Source organism: Bradyrhizobium sp. STM 3561 (genome assembly GCF_045571455.1).
Taxonomy (GTDB): domain Bacteria; phylum Pseudomonadota; class Alphaproteobacteria; order Rhizobiales; family Xanthobacteraceae; genus Bradyrhizobium; species Bradyrhizobium vignae.
Map to the genome: position 1 here is coordinate 5,833,963 of NZ_CP120695.1, position 18,921 is coordinate 5,852,883.

Annotated in this window: 23 protein-coding genes; 8 read left to right on the plus strand and 15 right to left on the minus strand. The window is 64.7% G+C overall.

All coding sequences use genetic code 11. The features are described 5' to 3' along the window. Positions 1 to 33 precede the first annotated feature (33 nt). Positions 34 to 609, plus strand: coding sequence for a hypothetical protein (locus P6U28_RS27665; RefSeq protein WP_129142587.1), 576 nt, complete (start codon positions 34 to 36; stop codon positions 607 to 609). A 284-nt stretch (positions 610 to 893) separates the two neighbouring features. Here the strand turns inward: P6U28_RS27665 and P6U28_RS27670 are convergent, their stop codons facing one another. Genes P6U28_RS27670 through P6U28_RS27685 form a run of 4 tightly spaced genes read right to left on the minus strand, consistent with a single transcriptional unit; the run spans position 894 to position 3,278 of the window. Then, positions 894 to 1,193, minus strand: a complete 300-nt coding sequence (locus P6U28_RS27670; RefSeq protein WP_129142588.1) for a transcriptional regulator — start codon at positions 1,191 to 1,193, stop codon at positions 894 to 896. Between the two features lie 2 nt (positions 1,194 to 1,195). After that, positions 1,196 to 1,747, minus strand: coding sequence for a hypothetical protein (locus tag P6U28_RS27675; RefSeq protein ID WP_129142589.1), 552 nt, complete (start codon positions 1,745 to 1,747; stop codon positions 1,196 to 1,198). Then, on the minus strand, positions 1,744 to 2,265 hold the full coding sequence (locus P6U28_RS27680; RefSeq protein ID WP_129142590.1) for a DUF2306 domain-containing protein: 522 nt from the start codon (positions 2,263 to 2,265) through the stop codon (positions 1,744 to 1,746). The genes P6U28_RS27675 and P6U28_RS27680 overlap by 4 nt, the downstream gene beginning before the upstream one ends. Positions 2,266 to 2,267: 2 nt before the next feature. Further along, complete coding sequence (locus P6U28_RS27685; protein WP_164936757.1) at positions 2,268 to 3,278, minus strand: alpha/beta hydrolase; 1,011 nt, start codon at positions 3,276 to 3,278, stop codon at positions 2,268 to 2,270. Positions 3,279 to 3,415: 137 nt separating this feature from the next. On the opposite strand from P6U28_RS27685, the gene xseA reads away from it, so the two are divergent. Continuing rightward, on the plus strand, positions 3,416 to 5,038 hold the full coding sequence (gene xseA / locus P6U28_RS27690; RefSeq protein ID WP_407120272.1) for an exodeoxyribonuclease VII large subunit: 1,623 nt from the start codon (positions 3,416 to 3,418) through the stop codon (positions 5,036 to 5,038). A gap of 202 nt (positions 5,039 to 5,240) precedes the next feature. On the opposite strand, the gene P6U28_RS27695 is transcribed toward xseA, so the two are convergent. Together P6U28_RS27695 and P6U28_RS27700 are read right to left on the minus strand one after the other, a co-directional pair. After that, complete coding sequence (locus P6U28_RS27695) at positions 5,241 to 5,390, minus strand: hypothetical protein (protein WP_122400957.1); 150 nt, start codon at positions 5,388 to 5,390, stop codon at positions 5,241 to 5,243. A gap of 188 nt (positions 5,391 to 5,578) precedes the next feature. Next, positions 5,579 to 6,400 (minus strand): dienelactone hydrolase family protein, encoded by an 822-nt coding sequence (locus P6U28_RS27700; RefSeq protein ID WP_162500117.1) that lies wholly within the window; start codon positions 6,398 to 6,400, stop codon positions 5,579 to 5,581. Positions 6,401 to 6,594: 194 nt separating this feature from the next. Between P6U28_RS27700 and P6U28_RS27705 the strand changes: the two genes are divergently transcribed. Further along, positions 6,595 to 6,822: a DUF2093 domain-containing protein gene (locus P6U28_RS27705; protein WP_014491939.1), complete on the plus strand. Its 228-nt coding sequence runs from the start codon at positions 6,595 to 6,597 to the stop codon at positions 6,820 to 6,822. Between the two features lie 16 nt (positions 6,823 to 6,838). Here the strand turns inward: P6U28_RS27705 and P6U28_RS27710 are convergent, their stop codons facing one another. Continuing rightward, complete coding sequence (locus P6U28_RS27710; protein ID WP_122400955.1) at positions 6,839 to 7,135, minus strand: hypothetical protein; 297 nt, start codon at positions 7,133 to 7,135, stop codon at positions 6,839 to 6,841. Positions 7,136 to 7,383: 248 nt separating this feature from the next. Between P6U28_RS27710 and P6U28_RS27715 the strand changes: the two genes are divergently transcribed. The 4 genes from P6U28_RS27715 (at position 7,384) to P6U28_RS27730 (ending at position 10,121) form a co-directional block, all read left to right on the plus strand. After that, complete coding sequence (locus tag P6U28_RS27715) at positions 7,384 to 8,709, plus strand: pilus assembly protein TadG-related protein (RefSeq protein ID WP_283811026.1); 1,326 nt, start codon at positions 7,384 to 7,386, stop codon at positions 8,707 to 8,709. Positions 8,710 to 8,783: 74 nt separating this feature from the next. After that, positions 8,784 to 9,224: a TadE/TadG family type IV pilus assembly protein gene (locus P6U28_RS27720; protein WP_407120273.1), complete on the plus strand. Its 441-nt coding sequence runs from the start codon at positions 8,784 to 8,786 to the stop codon at positions 9,222 to 9,224. Next, positions 9,221 to 9,598 (plus strand): TadE/TadG family type IV pilus assembly protein, encoded by a 378-nt coding sequence (locus P6U28_RS27725; protein WP_244607860.1) that lies wholly within the window; start codon positions 9,221 to 9,223, stop codon positions 9,596 to 9,598. Before P6U28_RS27720 ends, P6U28_RS27725 begins: the two co-directional genes overlap by 4 nt. A 337-nt stretch (positions 9,599 to 9,935) precedes the next feature. Further along, positions 9,936 to 10,121, plus strand: a complete 186-nt coding sequence (locus P6U28_RS27730) for a hypothetical protein (RefSeq protein WP_244607859.1) — start codon at positions 9,936 to 9,938, stop codon at positions 10,119 to 10,121. Between the two features lie 549 nt (positions 10,122 to 10,670). On the opposite strand, the gene lpxK is transcribed toward P6U28_RS27730, so the two are convergent. The 6 genes from lpxK to P6U28_RS27760 form a co-directional block, all read right to left on the minus strand. Beyond that, complete coding sequence (gene lpxK, locus P6U28_RS27735) at positions 10,671 to 11,687, minus strand: tetraacyldisaccharide 4'-kinase (RefSeq protein WP_209294672.1); 1,017 nt, start codon at positions 11,685 to 11,687, stop codon at positions 10,671 to 10,673. Beyond that, entirely contained in the window at positions 11,680 to 13,014 is a 1,335-nt protein-coding gene (locus P6U28_RS27740; RefSeq protein ID WP_122400951.1) for a 3-deoxy-D-manno-octulosonic acid transferase, read from the minus strand. The genes lpxK and P6U28_RS27740 overlap by 8 nt, the downstream gene beginning before the upstream one ends. Next, positions 12,977 to 13,690, minus strand: coding sequence for a lysophospholipid acyltransferase family protein (locus tag P6U28_RS27745; protein ID WP_122400950.1), 714 nt, complete (start codon positions 13,688 to 13,690; stop codon positions 12,977 to 12,979). The genes P6U28_RS27740 and P6U28_RS27745 overlap by 38 nt, the downstream gene beginning before the upstream one ends. Next, positions 13,687 to 13,929: a DUF4170 domain-containing protein gene (locus P6U28_RS27750; protein WP_122400949.1), complete on the minus strand. Its 243-nt coding sequence runs from the start codon at positions 13,927 to 13,929 to the stop codon at positions 13,687 to 13,689. Before P6U28_RS27750 ends, P6U28_RS27745 begins: the two co-directional genes overlap by 4 nt. Before the next feature lie 61 nt (positions 13,930 to 13,990). Beyond that, complete coding sequence (locus tag P6U28_RS27755; protein WP_209294677.1) at positions 13,991 to 14,797, minus strand: 3'(2'),5'-bisphosphate nucleotidase CysQ; 807 nt, start codon at positions 14,795 to 14,797, stop codon at positions 13,991 to 13,993. A 170-nt stretch (positions 14,798 to 14,967) separates the two neighbouring features. Next, entirely contained in the window at positions 14,968 to 16,359 is a 1,392-nt protein-coding gene (locus tag P6U28_RS27760; RefSeq protein ID WP_407120274.1) for a TldD/PmbA family protein, read from the minus strand. Between the two features lie 263 nt (positions 16,360 to 16,622). Between P6U28_RS27760 and P6U28_RS27765 the strand changes: the two genes are divergently transcribed. After that, positions 16,623 to 17,141 carry a DUF6101 family protein gene (locus P6U28_RS27765; RefSeq protein WP_129142597.1) on the plus strand — a complete coding sequence of 173 codons (519 nt, stop codon included), beginning with the start codon at positions 16,623 to 16,625 and terminating at the stop codon, positions 17,139 to 17,141. Between the two features lie 7 nt (positions 17,142 to 17,148). Here the strand turns inward: P6U28_RS27765 and ubiA are convergent, their stop codons facing one another. Both ubiA and P6U28_RS27775 read right to left on the minus strand, forming a co-directional pair. Continuing rightward, entirely contained in the window at positions 17,149 to 18,081 is a 933-nt protein-coding gene (ubiA, locus tag P6U28_RS27770; protein WP_129142598.1) for a 4-hydroxybenzoate octaprenyltransferase, read from the minus strand. Next, on the minus strand, positions 18,078 to 18,740 hold the full coding sequence (locus P6U28_RS27775; RefSeq protein WP_129142599.1) for a hypothetical protein: 663 nt from the start codon (positions 18,738 to 18,740) through the stop codon (positions 18,078 to 18,080). The genes ubiA and P6U28_RS27775 overlap by 4 nt, the downstream gene beginning before the upstream one ends. Between the last annotated feature and the right edge of the window lie 181 nt (positions 18,741 to 18,921).

The following is an 18,921-nucleotide window of genomic DNA, read 5'->3' on the forward strand; positions in this document are numbered from 1 at the left end:
ATTTGCTGAGCCGGAAACCACCTAGGAGCCTCGATGGCATCCATCTACGCTCTCTATTCCTGCCGCGACGGGCGGGTACGATACGTCGGGATGACGACCGGCACCATCGATCGCCGTTTTGTGCAGCACCGGCGGGGTCCTTATGACGGGATAGGTGTCGTGCGAGGCTGGATGCGTGACGAGTGGAATGACGCCTTTCCGGTTCGGACCGCATTGCTCGAATGGTGCGACATAAGTCAGGTCAGCGATCGTGAAACATACTGGATTAATCTCTTCGACAATCTCCTGAATACGCGGAAGTATTATCGCCCTCAGCAGGCTCCGCAATGCCGTGCGCGGACTCCCAGGATTGCCGTCATTGCAGAATACATGCGCAACCACACCTTCAACTTTGAAGGCAGACAGGGCATCCATTATCGGCATAGCCTTGATATGTATTTTGTGCTCGTTCCCGACAGGGATGAGGGGCTTCGCCCATTGATCGGCGATGAGCTTCCTGGAGGAAGCAGGCCGATGTGGTTTTCCGACCTTGCCCGCGCCATTGATGCGCGCGACAGGTATCGTGGCCTCTTCCCAAAGATGCAGTGGCCGCGTGACAAGGTGATTTGATCAGCCCGTAGGATGGGTTGAGCCCTTGCGAAAGCCATCACACGTGTTGCCCGAAGCGCCTGTAAAGTTAAATGATCGGGCGCCATCCGCGCTTCGGATGACAGCGGCCATAACTGAGAGCCTGAAGAGGAAAGCGATGGTTTCGCAAGGGCTCAACCCATCCTACGAACCGTTATTCCGGGGCGCGCGCAGCGCGAACCCGGAATCCATTGAGCGGCGGCGTCGGCGGTGGAATGGATTCCGGGTTCGTGCCCAAGAGGGCGCGCCCCGGAAGACGGCGGAGCCTAACCCTGCTTCCCCGCAATAATCTCCTGCAACGTCGCCACATGCCGCGCGAACGCGCCGCGGCCGGCGGCGGTGGCGGTCACCGTGGTCTGCGGCTTCTTGCCTACAAACGCCTTGTCCACCTGGACATAGCCGGCCTTGGCCAGGGTCTCGATATGCGCACCGAGATTGCCGTCGGTGGCGCCGGTGAGCTTCTTCAGGCGGGCGAATTCCAGCCCGACCCCTGCAGGCAGGGCGTTCAGCGCCGCCATGATCTTCAGGCGCAGCGGCTGATGGATGATGTCGTCGAGCTCGGCCAATGCTAGCTCCGCCGCATCCAGAGGCCGCCGAGGGTCAGCCCGCCACCGTTGACGACTGCCATCCACAGCAACAGCGATATGCCCGGGATGTAGAAATAACCAATCAGCGTCAGTGCAATGATGGTGGCGCCGATCACGAGGAAAGCGTAGCCGAACCACACCCCCGCCATCATGTAGAACAGCATGATGTAGATCGGCCAGAACGCCGTCTGTTGGCGCGGGGTGAAATGGCCGAAATAGCAGACGAAGATGCCGAAGGCGACGATCAGCAGAAATGTCAAGAGATAGCGGATGTCGAACACGCGAATGCGGTTTCGGGACCGGTGATAGGCGCCGATGGCAAGGAAGCCGACGATCGAAACCGTGTAGATGCTGATCCAGAAATAGAGTCCATAGCGCGGCCAGAGCCAGCCTGCGATGTTGCCGACGAACGCCAGCACGCCCCACATCAACAAAGCCAGGCTCGAAACTTGATAGATCAGCGACTGGCGCACGCGGCGAACGGTGTCGTCGATATCCGCCATCGCGTCCGCGGCTTGCTTGCTGTCGATCATGACGGCGCTCCAGCCTGCCCGGCCAATCCGGTGGATGGCGCCGCCACATCTGATGGAGGCCGGTACTTGCGGATCACGAGATGGGCGATCGTCATCGTCGCGACCGACACGATCAGTGCGGTCAAGCCGCACTGGTTCCGCATCGTCAGCGGCAACAGCCGCAACGCCGTGTTGATTGCCGCGGCCGACATCAGCGCTACATAGGACCAGGCGATGAAGTGGTAGTGGATGGATCTCCAGTTCGACGGCCTCGGCATGCGCAACAGCGGGACGACCGCCAGCACGATGCAGGCGAAATTCACGATCGCGGCGACATGGAAGACGTTGAAATGCCCCGTGAACCGGTGGATCAGCAAGGTCGTGCCGTCAGAGACCAGCATGGCATAGACGTAGAAGTAACCGCGCGCACGGTGGCCGGCACCGCGCTTGGGACGCAGGAACTGGATGAGCCCGACGGTACTGCAGAGCAGCGCCAGCACCAGATGGATCGTACCTGCGAGGGTCAAATGCGCCATCATGGTCAGCTCCCCGCTGCACCGCGCGTCGCCACGTCCTCGGCGATCGCGGAGACGGCTTTCGGATTGGTGACGATGCCCATGTGGTTGATGCCGTCGATGATCTTGACGTCGACCGACGGCTTCACCGCTCGCACGACTTCCGCATATTTGTCCGAGATCATCATCTCGTCCTCGGCGGCGCCGAAGATCGTGACTGGACGTGTCGTCGCCGGAAGATCGATGCGATAGCCGCGCGTCCCGAAGTTGCGCATCAGGCGGTCCGAATAGGTGGAGACGAGGTACTTTGCCGAGCTCGGCGGCACGGCCAAGGCGAGCACCGGCAGCTGCGAACAGCAGTCGATGCCGAGCCTGCGCAATGCCGTCAGGCCGAGGAAGCGCGGGAGATCGATGTTGGCCCAGCCGCCGGCCTTCGGCCTGTTGGTCGGCGCGTCATAGCCGAGATAGGGCGCGAGCAGCACGGTGCGGACGAACATGTCCTGCATGATCGGTGTCGCGGCGACGCGCAGCGAGAAGCCGGCGCCGGCGGAATGGCCGATCAGGGTCAGCGGCAGATCGGGCGCGCTCTTGCGGACATGAGCGACGAAATCGATCAGGTCATCCTCGAGCTGGCCGACATAGAAGATGTCGCCGCGCGTGCCGGAGCCGCCATGGCCGCGGATGTCCAGCGCCCAGGTCTCCACCCCGTGCGCGGCGATCGCATGGGTCAGCGCGTGATTGACGGTGCCGCTGGAGCCGGAAGAGCCATGGATGAAGATCGCGCCGCGGCCTGTCTCCGGGCCGGTCGGCGCATAATGGCGATAGCCGATCCAGGTGCCGTCACGGGCCTGAAAGCGCTCGAGCGGCGGCAGTGTGGACCAGTCGATGCCCTTGGCGGAATCCGAGACCGATCGCATCTCGGGCGGCCGCTCCAGCGGCATTGCGATCATGGCGCCCAGAATCAACGCCACACCGCCGATTGCACACAGGACCCATTTCAGGCCGTTCAAAACGCCGCGCAGGAGCCGGATCGCCATGCCATCGCCCTCAAACCCATTAATCAACAGAGAACTCTATAGTACAGAGTACTCTTTCGATCAACCCGGGGATTGGCGCCGCGCGGCGAAAATCCTTAACGTCGGGTCTGACCCCAAAATGCCGAATCGTTTTTGAGATGCCGCCTGCGGAACAACTGCTCAACGCGCCCGAATTCACCGTCTCCGAGTTGTCCCTGTCCCTGAAGCGGACGGTCGAGGACGCCTTCGGCCATGTCCGCGTCCGCGGCGAGATCTCCGGCTTTCGCGGGCCGCATTCCTCCGGCCATTGCTATTTCGCGCTCAAGGACGAGAGCGCCAAGATCGAGGCGGTGATCTGGAAGGGCGTGCACGGCCGCATGCGCTTCAAGCCGCAGGAAGGCCTCGAGGTCATCGCCACCGGCAAGTTGACCACTTACCCCGGCTCCTCAAAGTACCAGATCGTGATCGAGGCGCTGGAGCCGGCCGGGATCGGCGCGCTGATGGCGCTGATGGAGGAGCGGAAGAAGAAGCTCGCCGCCGAAGGCCTGTTCGACGAGGCGCGCAAGCAGCTCTTGCCCTGGCTGCCGGAGGTGATCGGCGTCGTGACCTCGCCGACCGGTGCCGTCATTCGCGACATCCTGCACCGGCTGGAGGATCGCTTTCCCCGCCGCGTGCTGGTGTGGCCGGTCAAGGTGCAGGGCGACGGCTCGGCCGAGCAGGTCGCGGCGGCGATCCGCGGCTTCAACGCGATCCCTGAGGGCGGCAAGATTCCCCGTCCCGACGTGCTCATCGTCGCGCGCGGCGGCGGCTCGCTGGAGGATCTCTGGTCGTTCAACGAGGAGATCGTGGTCCGCGCAGCCAGCGACAGCATGATCCCGCTGATCTCGGCGGTGGGGCATGAGACCGACATCACGCTGATCGATTTCGTCGCCGACAAGCGCGCCCCGACGCCGACGGCGGCGGCGGAGATGGCGGTGCCGGTGCGCAGCGACCTGTTCGTCGAGGTCGCCGATCTCGCGCGGCGCACCCGTGCCTGCTGGCAGCGCGGCCACGAGAATCGCCGTAACGAGCTGCGCGCCGTCGCGCGCGCGCTGCCGGCGGCCGGCGATCTCCTGGCGATCCCGCGGCAACGGCTGGATGCGGCGGGCGCCTCCCTGCCCCGCTGCCTCAAGGCCAACACGCACGCGCATTTCCGCAGATTCACCGCCGCAAGTTCAAAACTGACGCTGCGGGTGCTGCACGGCCAGATCGCGCAGGCCGATCACCGCCTCACCGTGTGCGGCGAGCGGCTCGGCCTGTCCGCACGCTCGCTGCTGCGGCAGCGGCGCGATCGCTTTGCCGGGTTGGAGGTGCGCCTGCGTGCCTCAAGACTTTCGAATGCGCAGGCGCAGCGCAACGCGATTGCGCGCCAGCGCGAGCGCACGCATCGACTGGCCGAGCGCGCGGGCCGCGCGCTCGTCACGCTGCTGCACCGGCTCGATGCCCGTGTCGAGAACAGCGGCAAGCTGCTCTCCGCGCTGTCCTATCGCAGCGTGCTCGCGCGTGGCTTTGCGCTGGTGCGCGATGAGGCCGGCCATCCCCTGCATGCGGCCGAGTCGATCGGTCCCGGCGCACGCGTCGAGATCGAGTTCGCGGATGGCCGCGTCGGCGCAACGGCGGATACGGATCGCCCGCCCCCCGCGGTAAAGCGCGCGCCATCGCAGGCAAAGCCGGCCACGCAGGACACAAAGCCGGCACCGAAGCGGGTGGTCAAGCCGGTGGATCAGGGCAGCTTGTTCTGAGGCGCGAGGAGCGAGCGCTCCGCCCTCGGCGTCATTCCCCGCCTTGTGCGCAATTGCGCACTGGAGCGGGGAATCCAGTACGCCGCAGCTTCTCTGTGAATCACTGACGTCTCGGCGTACTGGATCGCGCGGTCCCGGCTCCGCCAAGGCTTCGGCGGACAAGTCGCTGCACTCGCAATGACGAGGTGGAACCAGCCTAGCTCTACCGGCAGGACAATCCCGCGTCGATCGTGGTCCAGAAGCCGCAATGTTCCGGCGCAAGCTGTGGGGCGCCGGCATGGGCCTCGAACAGGAGGATCACGACGGTGAAGACGATCAGCGCGGAGGCGAAGAGCGTGATGCGGTTGCGCATGTGAAATGCGTTTAATCGACATCATGGTCGAATGATGGCGCCGCCACAGGCTGAAACCGCATCAAGGCGCGATCCGTTTCCGTGCACGGCGGTGGTCGATGCGGGGCTGTCCGCCTGATGTTGTTCCCGGATGGCCCCGCTTCCGCCTTCGCTCTACGAGCTACGGCGCGGCAAGTCCGCTCATCCGGTTACCGCGCCAGCCATTGCGCGACGTCCTTCTGCGAGGCCGCGCGCGCCTCGGCGTCCGTGCCGAAATGGCCGTGCTCGGGCGCGGCAGCGTCGCTGTCGGCAGCACCGTGCAGAGGTATGTTGGCGCGGTCGAAATCATGGTCGGCGCCGGGATAGACCACGATGCGCGCGAGCGCGCTGCGGCCGCGCGCGCCGTCCACCATCTGCCGGCAGGCCGGCGGCGACGACACGTCGTCATCGGCGCCGATCAGCACCAGCGTCGGCACCCGCGTGCTCCACCCCAAACCCGCCGAGATCCGGCAATCCGGATAGAACGCGATCGCGGCGCGGAAATCCGGACCGAGATCGCGCCCCGCGCTCTGCGGGCGCACGGCCCAGAGCAGCGCGCTCGCCCCATTTGCCCAGCCGATCAGGCTGACGCGGTCGCGCGCCACCCAGGCCTGCTTCATCAGCCAGGCGCGCGAGGCCGCGATATCGGCGACACGCTCGCGCCGCGCCTTGACATGCATCTCCTTGACGCGGCATTGCGGCCCGAGCTCGCGCGAGCCGTAGCTGTCGGGCAGCAGCACGGCATTGCCGGCCTCGAGCAGGCGCTCGGCCCAATCGCGATAGCGCGGCAGCACGGGATCGGAATGGCCACCCAGGCCACCGCAGCCATGCAGCGCGATCACGGTCGGAAACGGGCCCGCGCCCTCGGGCTTGTAGAGCTGCGCATGAAGGACCCCGGACGCGAGCGGGATGTCGACCGGCTGCGGCGCGGGCGAGGCGGGCGCGGCCGATATCAGCAGCGTCATGAACAGGGCGGTCAGTCGAAGGCGCATCGGACTCTGCCGCAGGAGGTGCCGGAACCAGCGACCCTTCAGTTCAAGCATTATCACGCGGAAACGGCGGCAAAACATCACAAACCGGTGGGTTTAACGGGCGGACAAGCCACCCCATCTATGCTACATCTCATCCAACACATCGTGCCCTCCAAGGTCTTCCATGGAGAGGCGTTCCGTGGAGACTTTCGACCGTGCTGAACAAGTTCGGCCCCTCGGGCCATGGCGAAGCGCAGGTGCAGTATCTCGACGGCGATTTCCGCGTGATCTCGCCGGGGACCTTCGTGCGCTGCGCGATCACCGACACGCGAATCCCGCTCGACGAGCTGAAGTACTGGAGCGTGGATTTGCAGGAGGCCTACGCCACGCCCGCCGCGGTGCTGCAGCGGCACTTTCCCGGAGCACTGAAGCCGCAGCCGTGAGGCCGCGCCCGCGCGCCTATTGTTGTTCAGCGCCATCCGTGCCGACGCAGGTCTTGATGAAGGCCTTCCTGGGCTCGCCGACGACCTTCTGATCAATCGCCTGCTTCAGGCAATCCACCCGCGCCTGCGCCATGCAGAGCTGGAGTTGGTCGCGCTTGTCCTGTCCTTTCAGGTTTGCCGTCGTGGCGAGACACGTCACGCGCTTGGTCGCGGGAACCGGCACGGTGGTGGGAGCAGCGGACGGCGTTTGTGCCAGCGCGGGCGCGATGATCAGACACACAAGGCTGGCGGCGGCCGCGGTCGGCAGTTTCATCGAATTCTCCTGATCGTCCGAAGTGGATAGGAGTCTCGTGATGAATGTGGCCTGAATGTCAGGCATGTCGCGGCGAAGGGTGTGCCACCGTCCACTTCGAGGTGGGTCTCTCTCGCGCGCGAAACCGGCCCTTCGCACAAACCCCCGAGAATCAACCGATGTCTAAAATTGTCGCTGTCCGATTGGGCTACGTTTAATCCGTTGGCCTCACAGTTCTCGGGAAAAAGTGGCAATGTGCGGGGAAGCAGATGGCGCGCCGGAGACTTTGCAGCCGCTCGGCTAATGCACCATGGAGCCGGTCATGTGGCTCCGTTCGTGAGCACGAACAGAGGGCCAGCCTGGTTCAACAATTCGTCCGCGACCAGTCGGGCAGCTATGTCGTCATTTCGGCGCTGCTTATGCCGGTCCTGGTCGGCACCGCAGGTCTCGGGACTGAAGTGGGATGGTGGTACTACAAACATAAGAACATGCAGAGCGCGGCCGATTCCGGCGCCGTCAGCGCTGCAACAGCGGCGGCTTCCGGCGCTGACCCCTTGTCCGAAGCGAAGGCAGTTGCGGCAAACTACGGTTACGCAGACGCGGCGAACAACGTCACGGTTACGTTGAATCAGCCGCCGAAAACAGGCAGTCATACGTCAGATCTGCAGGCAATCGAAGTCATCGTGAGTCAGCCGCAACAACGGCTGCTCTCGTCCTTGTTCGGCTCGGGTCCTGTCCTCATCACCGCGCGCGCGGTCGCCCTGCCCAACTCGGGGACAGGGTGCGTCCTTGCGCTCAACTCGAGCGCCAGCCCCGCGGTCAACGTGAGCGGCGGCAACCAGCTCAACCTGATCAAGTGCAACCTCTACAGCAACTCAGGCGCAAGCCCATCGCTCAATGTTGCAGGCAGTGCGTCGGTCTCCGCAAATCAGGTCGGAGTCGTTGGCGACGTCTCCGGCGCCAGCAGCATCACCGCGACCAATGGCGTCAAGACGCACATCATGCCGGTCGCCGACCCCTATGCGAATGTTTCTCCCCCTCTAGAGCCGAGCTGCACGAACGCCAAGATCACGGTCAACGCCAACGGAAAAACCAATTCCCTCGCTCCCGGCTGTTACACAGGCAGCATTACGGTCAATGCCGGCGCAACCCTGAATCTTAGTCCGGGCATTTATTATCTCGACGGGGCCAGCCTGAGCGTCGCGGGAAACGCCACGATCACGGGCAGCGGCGTGACCCTGGTTTTTACGGGTTCGGGAAGCGATTGGGGGACCGCTTCAATCGGCAGCAATGCGATCATCGATTTGACGGCCCCAACCAGCGGCGCGACGAAAGGCATCGTCATGTACGGTGACCGCAATATGCCGGCCGGGACCTCCTTCAATCTGACGGGCGGCGGCACCCAGAACTTCGGCGGCGCCATCTACCTGCCAAAGGCCAACCTCAGCTTCAGCGGCGGCAACGGCACGAGCACGTCCTGCACCAAGATCATCGCCGATACGCTGACGTTTACCGGCACGTCGAACCTTCAGGTCAATTGTTCCTCGCTCGGCACCGCGACGATAGGGTCGCAAACCGCGCAACTCGTCGAATGAGATTGGGTCCGATGCAAATCCAGAGGTCCGTATCCGCGAGCCGTGATCGCCTGCTCAACGCTCTCAGGGGGCACTTGCGCGCTGCCGCCGCCGACAGGCGCGGCGTCGCGGCCGTCGAATTCGGCATCATGATCCCGTTGCTGTCGTTGATGGTCGTTTCGCTGACCGACATTGGACTCGCGCTCTATCGCAAGATGCAGGTTGAAGAGGCCGCACAGGCGGGGGCGCAGTATGCGATCGTGCGCGGCTACGATGCGAGCGGCATCTCCGATGCCGTGACAAACGCCACCAATTCCACAGCCATTACCGCTTCACCTGCGCCGACCCAATTCTGCGGATGTCCAACGAGTGCGGGAATTAGCGCCGTCAGTTGCGGGACGGTCTGCACCGGTGGCGCGCAGGCCGGAACATATACGACAGTCTCGGCGCGCGCGACGTACTATACGCTCATCAACTATCAGATCGTGGCGACGACATACTCCTTTAGCGCCCAGTCCACCGCGAGGCTACAGTGAAACTCACAGCGCTATGGCACGACGATCGGGGCGCGTCGGCGCTGGAATTTGCCCTGACCGCTCCCGCGTTCTTCCTGTTCATCTTTGGGATCATCGAATTCGGATTGTTGTTCTGGACTCAGCTCGGGCTTCAGCACGGGGCCGAAATGGCGGCGCGCTGCGCAACGGTCAACAGCACGCTGTGCCCGAGCGGCAGCGCGATCACCAACTACGCGGCCCAGCAGGCGTTCGGCCTCACGCTTCCGGCGGGGACATTCACCTATTCCGCGCTGACATGCGGCAACCAGGTCAGCGCGAGCTACGCATTCGAGTTTCCGCAGATCCTCAATCTCTCGCCGGTGACTCTGACCGCTCAGGCGTGCTTTCCGAGCTGAACTCGCAGCGATTTGCCGCTCCGCGTTGCATCGAGCAGTGCGTGCACTCCTTGGTGAGTCATTTCGCGCTGTGGTTGGATTCTTTGTTGCGGTTCGGCGCCCTTAAGTTGTTTGACGAAGTCTTGGTGAAACAAAGGGCTGCTACAATGCACGTTAGGTAATTGGCCCTGTTCTTTTTATCGCACGGACGATCAAGTCAACCAAACAGCCATCGAGCTTTGGAATTGGCGCGGTCTGTGAACGGGCTCATAACGAAGAGCCATCCGACGGGCTACGATCACCTCGAAAATTTGCGGTGGAATTTCTGTAATTCGAAAATCAATCGATGGGGGTGATCATGCCCGCCATTTTCGACCTGCTCTATCGTGAATATTGCCGGGCCCGTCTCGCTGAAATGCGCAATCAGCTTCTGATCGCAGCTGAACGCTCTGAGACTCTCGAAGCGGATCATCATCCTGCAAAGCGGGATGACGATGAGAGAACGGATGCACACCGCGAGGCTGGTCACAGCATGCCGAATTGAAGCGGCCCAAGACCGGCGATCACTCCCGCGCAGCAATGACCAAGCGATTGGCAACAGTTTGGGAGGCAGCAATAATGAATACACCCGAGTCCTATACCGTCATCGTGGCCTGCGTCTCGTGCCTCACCATTATCGGAATGATGGCAGTCGGGGCGTGGTGAGCATGCCGCCTCGCCGCACTGCAGACGTGGCTCTGACTTTCACATGAGCACAGCCGCCACGTCGCCCGACTGCGGCGGCTGCGCTTCGGATCCGGATCTCAGCCTCCCGGCGGGGTATACGAAGAACGCAGCTTCGCCGCGTTCTGGCATGTTCTCCTCTGAACTTTGGCAATGACTCTCGATGCCGTTCCGAACGGGTTCGTTACGGCCGCTGCACCTGATGTGATGAAAGATACGTTGCCCGCCGTGGGCATTTAACGCCGCCGACGATTGCCGGGAGTTCGGCACGTCCCGGTGACGGCTCTCATGCGAGGCTACATCAACTTCCGAGCGTGCGGAAGAGGATTCGCCAGCCGCGACGTTTCGCATTTCGGCTAAGGCACAGACCTCAACGCGCGCTGAACCGCCGCTCGCGCGCCTTGTACAGATGATAGCTGATCAATTCCCGCAGCTTTGCCGGTTCATCGAATTCGAGCTGAACGGCAAACGGCACGATGCCATCAGGCACGCCTTCGCGGCCGCGCAGGCGTGCAAGGTCCTTCTCCGTCGTCACCAGCGTGAGCTGCTCGCGCCGCGCTTCCGCTACGAGCGCCGCGATCTCGTCTTGCGAAAACACGTGGTGGTCGGCGAAAGCGCGCGCGTGCGCGACCTCGATGCCGCTCGCACGCAGAGTGCGGAAGAAGCGGTCGGGATCACCGATGCCGGCGAAGGCGAAGACCCGCTTTCCGAGCAGCTGCGTGAGCGATGCCGTAACCGGCTTCAGCCGCGCGCGCAGCTCGGGCTTGTCGCGCTTGGCAAGCTCGGCCGCGACATCGTTGGCAGCACGGCCATCGCCGATCAGCACCAGCGCGTCGGTGCGCGCGAGCTGCGCCTGCAGCGGCGCGCGCAGGGGGCCTGCGGGAAACACCCTGCCGTTGCCGAGGCCGCGCTCGCTGTCGATCACGATCAGGGAGGCGTCCTTGAACAGACCAGGATTCTGGAAACCATCATCCATCAGGATCACGGTGGCGCCCTGCGACTTCGCGAGCGCGACGCCGTCGAGACGGTCGCGCGCGACTGCGACCGGGACGTCGCTCGCCATCATCAGGGGCTCGTCGCCGACGTCGGTTGCGGTGTGACGTGCGCGGTCGACCGTGACCGGGCCCTTCAGGCGTCCGCCATAGCCGCGGCTGATCACGACCGGCGTCTCGCCGAGCTCGCGCAAGAGCTTGGTCAACGCCAGCACGGTCGGCGTCTTGCCGGCGCCGCCGACATGGTAGTTGCCGACGCAGATCACGGGGATGCCGGCATCCACGCCCGTGCGCTGCATGCGCCGTGCGGTGATGGCGCCGTAGAGCACACCCAGGGGAGAAAGGACATGCGAAAGCGGGGAACGCGGCCGGTACCAGAAGGCCGGCTCACGCATTGGCGGCTCCCATCTCGATCCGCAACTGCAACAGATACGGCTCGAGCGCGGCCATGGTGCGATCGAGTGCACCGCCAAGCTGCTCGACCACGCCCGAGGCTGCGCGTTGCATCTTGTCGCGCACCGTCGGCTCGGCCAGAAGCTGTCCGAGCTGCTTGACCAACGCCTCCTGCGTGTCGGCCTGCCGTGCCCCGCCGCTCGCATCGAGCGCCTCATAGACATCGGCGAAGTTGAACACGTGCGGACCATGGACGATCGCGCCGCCAAGCTTGATCGCTTCGATCGGATTCTGGCCGCCATGGTGGATCAGCGATCCGCCCATGAACACGATTCCCGAGAGCCGATAGAACAGCCCGAGCTCGCCCATGGTGTCGGCGACATAGACGTCGGTCGTCGCCGTCGGCAGCTCCTCGCGCGAGCGCAATGCCGGTTTCAGGCCCGAGGCCGTGATCAGGCCTGCGATCGAGGAGCCGCGATCCGGATGCCGCGGCACGATCACGGTGAGAAGCTGCGGGAAGAAACCGACGAGACTGCGATGCGCCGCCACCAGCATCTCGTCCTCGCCCGGATGGGTCGAGGCCGCGACGATGATCGGCCTGCCGCGCGTCATCGCCATCAGCCGTTCGAGCTTGGCCTGATCGGCCGGCGGCGCCGGCACGTCGAGCTTGAGATTGCCCGTGGTGACGACGTCGCGGCCGCCGAGCGCGGAGAAGCGCTCCGCATCGATCTTCGACTGCGCAAGACAAATGTCGAACCGCGACAGCAGCGCCGAGATGGTTCCGTGCATGCGCCGCCAGCGCGGGAAAGAACGCGGCGACATCCGCCCGTTGATCAGCACCATCGGCACCCGGCGCGCCGCGCCGGCGAGGATCAGGTTCGGCCACAGATCGGATTCGATGAACAGCGCCAGCGACGGCTTCCAGTGATCGAGGAAGCGCGCGACATAGCGCGGCGAGTCATACGGCACGTATTGATGGATGACATCGGGCGGAAAGCGCTTTGCCACCACCGCCGCCGAGGTGACCGTGCCCGAGGTGAGCAGGATACGCAGGTTGAGATCGCGCAGGCGCTCGATCAGCGCCGCCGCGGCCAGCACCTCGCCGACGCTGGCGCCGTGAATCCAGACCAGCGGGCCATGCGGCCGCACGTCGCGGGACAGGCCACGCCGCTCGCCGACCCGCGCGGGATCCTCCTTGCCCTGCTTCAGCCGCCGCTTGATCAGCGCAGGCGCGAGCGGCACCAGGCCGCTAGCCAGGCGCCGATACATCCGCAGCGTCATCGGCAGCGAACTAGGCATCTTCAGGTCCCGGGCGGCCGAGCTGCGCATAGGCGCGGCGGGTCGCCTCGTTCAACGTGTCTTCCAGCTCCTGCCGCAGCGCTTCCATCGTGGCGGCGTCGGCATCTGCGGGAACGTGGATTTCCTTGATGCCGACCAATGCGCCCCGCCCGAATGGCAGATTGATGGTGGTGCGGTCCCAGTTCTTGAGCCGGACGAAGCGGCTGGTCGCCATCGCGAAAGGCATGATCGGCCGTCCCGATTCCCGTGCCAGCATGATGATGCCGAGCCCGGCCACGCGCGAACGCTTGGGGACATCGGCGGTCAGCGCGACATTACAACCGTCCTGGAGCGTCCGCACCATTTCCTTGAAAGCGCCGACCCCGCCCTTGCGGTGGAAAGCCCCGCCATGATCGCCGGAACCCCTGATCGTGCCGATGCCTAGCCGCTCGGCGGCGATGGCGTTGAACTCGCCGTCGCGATGCCGGGAGATCAGGACCCTGGCCTTGTACCGGTCCTTGTTCTTGATGAACGGGGTGAGGAAGTGCTGGCCGTGCCAGAAGGCGAAGATCGCCGGGATCTGCGGTTCGACGCGTTCATAGACATCCGGCGGATCGAACGTGAACCTGTTGGTCCGCCAGACAAAGCGCAGATATTCGGCCGCCAGGACCCCGACGGCACGCTGAACGAAGCTGCTTCGCAGCGTATTGCGAAGCAGTTTCTTCAACGTGCCGGTTCTTGATTCGGATCGAGCAGCCGATGCAGGTGCACGATGAAATAGCGCATCTGCGCATTGTCGACCGTGCTCTGCGCCTTGGCCCGCCAGGCAGCGTGGGCGGTGGCATAGTTCGGATAGAGGCCGACGATGTCGACCTCGTCCAGATTCTTGAAGGTGTTGTGGTCGAGATCGACGAGCTCGCCGCCGATGACGAGGTGAAGCAGTTGTTGCGGGGCACTATCTGGCATGAGTTCTGTTCCTAACGGGCTGCCCGGCAAAGCAGTGTTCGAGAAGCACGACGAAAGCGCTTTAGGCTAAGGGACGGTTGCGAAAATGCGCGACAATGCCCGCATGACGATCGCGTCCCGCTGCCACCAGCACCCCGTGCGCCACTTCCCGGCGGTTATAGAGGATGGGTTCTCCGGAGAGGTCGCTCATCCTACCATCCGCTTCCTGCACGATCAAATCGGCCGCGGCAAGATCCCAATCATGGCTGTTGCCCCCCGCAAAAGCCGCATCCAGCGCGCCGTGGGCGACCCGGCACAGCCGCAGCGCGAGCGAGCCGATTCGCCGGTGCAGCTTGATCTCGCCGAGTGACGGCTTCAGCCGCTCGACCAGGGGCTTCGGGCCGGCGACGCGGGCGAAGTCGAGCTCGGATCCGCCCGTCGCCCGCACCGGCTTGTCGTTCAGCGTCGTGCCCTGGCCGCGCACCGCGAAGAAGAACTCGTCGGTCGCCGGCGCGAACACCGCGGCCAGCACCGGCGCGGCGTCCTCCACCAGCGCGACGCTGACGCACCATTCGTCGTGCCCGCCGAGATAATTGCGGGTGCCGTCGATGGGATCGACGATCCAAGTCAGCCGCCGCGACAGCCGCGCCGCGTCGTCAGCGCTCTCCTCGGACAGCCAGCCATAGTCGGGAGTGGCAGCGCGCAGGCGCGTTTCGAGCAGATCATTGACCGCGATATCGGCTTCCGACACCGGCGAGGACGCGCCCTTGATCCACTTCCTCAGCTCGGTGCGGAACATCGACTGCGCGAGCGCGCCCGCGTCCCGCACCGTGTCCTTCAGCAGCGCCGCATCGCGGGTCAGGATGGTCTTGTCGAGAACAGGCGTCATCGGGTCAACCGAGCCGCATGCGAAGACCACCTCTCCCCATCGGGCAGAGGTCGATTTGCGCAGCAAATCGCGTGAGAGGGCGCAGGTCCCGCGAGAGCGCGGTCCCCTCACCCGCGCCTTCGGCGCGACCTCTCCCCATGGGAGAGGTGAGCCAAGCAGCGTCTGCTCGGTCAGCGTCCGCCAAGCGTCAAACCCTCGATGCGCACCGTCGGCGCATTGATGCCGTAGCGGAACTCGAGATTGTTCGCGGGCTGCATCGACTTGAAGATCTCGAACAGATGCCCGGCGATCGTCACTTCACTGACGGGATAGGTGATCTCGCCGTTCTCGATCCAGAAGCCGGAGGCGCCCCGGCTGTAATCACCGGTGACGCCGTTGACACCGGAGCCGATCAGATCGGTGACGTAAAAGCCCTGCTTGACGTCGGCGATCAGCTCGGCGGGCGTTGGCGTGCCGGGCTCGAGATGCAGGTTGTACGGCCCCGGCGAGGGCGAAGAGGAAACGCCGCGATGGGCGTGGCCGGTCGTGGTGAGGCCGAGCTCGCGTGCGGTGGCGCAGTCGAGCAGCCAGGTCGTCAGCACGCCTTCGTCGACCAGCGCGAGTCTTTGCACCGCGACGCCTTCGGCGTCGAACGTCTGCGAGCGCAGGCCGCGCTTGCGCAGCGGATCGTCGACGATACGGATGTTCTTGGCGAAGAGCTGCTGGCCGAGCTTGTCCTTGAGGAAGCTGGTCTTGCGCGCGATCGAGGCGCCGTTGATGGCGCCGACGAGATGGCCGACCAGGGAGCCGGCGACGCGCGGATCGAACACCACCGGCACCTTGCAGGTCTCGACCTTGCGCGGATTGTAGCGCGCCACGGTGCGCTCGCCGGCGGAACGGCCGACGGTTTCCGGCGACAACAGATCGGCGCCATGTGGCGCCGAGGTGAAGTCGTAGTCGCGCTCCATGCTGGTGCCTTCGCCCGATATGGCGGTCGCGGAGATGCCCTGGCTGGAACGGAGGTAGGAGCCGTGGAAACCGGTCGAGGTGACGAGCACCATGCCGCCGATGCCGGCAGACGCCGAAGCGCCGCCGGACTTGGTCACGCCCTTCACGCCGAGCGCGGCAGCTTCGGCCGCGAGCGCGCGGCGCTCGAGCTCGGCCGTCGTGGGCACATGGGGATCGAGCAGGTCGAGATCGGGGAAGTCGCGCGCGAGCAACGCAGGATCGGCCAGGCCGACATATTTGTCGTCGGGCGCGACACGCGCCATCGCCACCGCGCGTTCGGCGAGCTTGGTGACGGCATCGCCGCTGACATCGTTGGTCGAAACCACCGCCTGGCGCTGGCCGACCAGCACGCGCAGGCCGACATCGTCGCCCTCGGACCGCTCGGATTCCTCGACACGACCGTCGCGCACCTCGACACCCTGCGAGACGCCGCGCACCGCGACCGCGTCGGCCGCATCCGCGCCGGCGCGCCTGGCCGCCTCGACCAGCCGCTGCGCGAGATCGGAGAGCGCGGACTGATCGAACAAATCGCGATTGGCTGAAGTCGAAAGCGTCGAGCTTGGTGAAGAGTTCACGAACGAAATCCTATTGGGGCGGGGTTCGGGACCGGAACCCACAGATGTGCCCTGATAGCGCGGACTTCAAGCATTTTCAGCCCGCAAAAGCTCAAATTCGCAGCTCTCGCGCAACGTCTCGTCAATCATGCGCGCCAAGGTCTTGTCAATCATGAGGAGCAAGTGACGGTGGGTTAACCAGCCTTTTTAAGCGGTTTCGGACAGGCGCGCGCTAAGGTCTTCGCATCGACCGGGAACATAATCCCGGCGGGGAGAACGAAGCCGTGAGGCGTCAAACAGCAACATGCGGGGCCAACCCCGCCGGGTCGAGCCGCTCCTTGCGGCTCGACCCTCTTTCCCTTCCGGTCCGCTTCGATGCGCATGATCCGCGCGCCGACGGACATGTCAGGCAGATCGAGCTTCATCGCGAGCGCGTCGTGCTGCGCCGTGCCGTCCGCGGCATGCAGATGGCGATCAACGTCCGCGTTGCCGACTTCACCGGCGTCGCGTTGCGCGGCAAGGACGAAGCGCAGACGCTCGTCCTCGTGCATCGCGATCCCTCGCTATCCATTCCGCTGCTGGTCGGCGCCGATGCCGACGAGATCGCGCAAGCCTGGACAATCTGGAGCGAGATCTTCGCGCTGCCGCAGCTCGACGAGGGTGCCCGCAAGCCCGCGCCGCGCCGCCGCCGCGCCAACGCGATTCGCACCCGCCGCCCGAAGTTCTTGATGCGGCGCCGCACCGGCATGGCGCGCGAGCTGCCCGTTCATCGGGACGAGCGCGAGATTATTGCGCGGAACTAAGCGGCGACTACGCTGCCTTCACCGCCGCGTCCGCGAGCAATCCCGCAAACAGCAGCAAGCCGGCATCGCGGTTCGACTTGAACAGGCGCAGGCAGAGTTCAGGATCGTCAATCCTGAGGCGCACGATCTGTGACGCCAGATGCGCGGTGAAGGCGATCAGCCCGAGCCAGGCCGGCCAGCGCGCATCGCCGGACGCCAGTGCAATGCCGATCAGCATCACCGCGAGCCCGTAGAAAAGGACCAGCGCCTGGCGCGTATGCGTGCCGAACAGGCGCGCGGTCGACTTGATGCCGATCAGAGCGTCGTCCTCGGCGTCCTGATGCGCGTAGATCGTGTCATAGCCGATCACCCACGTAATCGCGCCGGCATAGAGCACGAGCGCGGTGACGTCGATGCGTCCGAAGGTGACGGCAAATCCCATCAAGGCGCCCCAGGAGAAGGCAAGCCCGAGCACGGTCTGCGGCCACCAGGTGATGCGCTTCATGAAGGGATAGATCGCGACGATCACGAGCGAGGCGATGCCGGTCGCAATCGCGAAGCGGTTGAATTGCAGGAGCACCACGAGACCGATCAGCGCCTGTGCAACCATGAAGACCAGCGCCTGCTTCGTGGTCACCTGCCCCGACGGCAGCGGCCGCGAGCGCGTGCGCTCGACCTTGTCGTCGAGATCGCGGTCGGTGATGTCGTTCCAGGTGCAGCCCGCACCGCGCATGACGAAAGCGCCGATGAAAAACAGGACGATGGTGAGCGGCAGACCGCGGATATCGTGCGCCATGCCGGCGGCGAGCGCCGCCGACCACCAACATGGCATCAAGAGAAGCCAGGAGCCGATCGGACGGTCGAAGCGGGACAGGCGCAAATAGGGTCGCGCCCAGAGCGGCGCGAGCGTATCGACCCAGTTGCCCGTGGAATCGGCAACGCGGGCGGATGAGTCGCTCATCGGGTCAGGACGTTGCCGTTGAGCGTATCGAAGGTGCTGCCACCCTTCTTGCCGGCATTGGCCTCAGGCGCCGAGCCCGAACCCAGCACCTCGCTCAGCGAGGGACCTGCCGGACCGCGCGGCTGGTTCTGCATCTGCTGCGCAACGTTGCAGACCTTCGTCGCCATCGCCTCGGTGTTCTTGTGGCCGTCCTTCATTTGCGCGCCGACCTGCGGCGGGATTCCGCATTTGGCGGCGTGGGTCTCGATGTACTTGATCATCTTGGTCTCAGCCTGGCTGAAATTGCGGATCAGCTTACAGGCTTCGTCCGGCGGTGCATGACGGTCGCTCGCCGCCTTGATCAGCTTGCCGCGCTTCTCGGCCTCTTCGCGCAGCGGAATGAAGGCCTTCATGCAGTCCTCGCCGGGACCGGCTTGCGTCGGCGGAGCGGCGCTGAAAGCGCCACCGCCGCCGATCGGCGCGGCGCCGTTCACGGGAAAGGACGATTGCGGCGCCGTGCCGACGGAAGCGACGGGCGCCGAGCCGTTCACGGGCGGAAACGCCGAGCTGCTCGCGGCCTGGTTCGGCAGCGGCGCCGGGAAGGCGCTTTGCGCATAGGCGCCCGCGGCACCCATGGCGACCATGGCGGCAGTGATCGGAACCATCAGATGACGGATCATCAAGGCAGTCTCTCCGGCAGGAGCTTACGGGGTTCGGCGTCTTCCCAATCGAAGCGCAACCAGCGTGTTCGCGTTTTTACGATTCCCGCCGGCCCTTAACAACCCATCGAATAGGGCAAGAGCGCGGCGCGGAGACGCACCAATTCGGCGATATTTACCCCCAAAAGTACTGGTTTCGGTT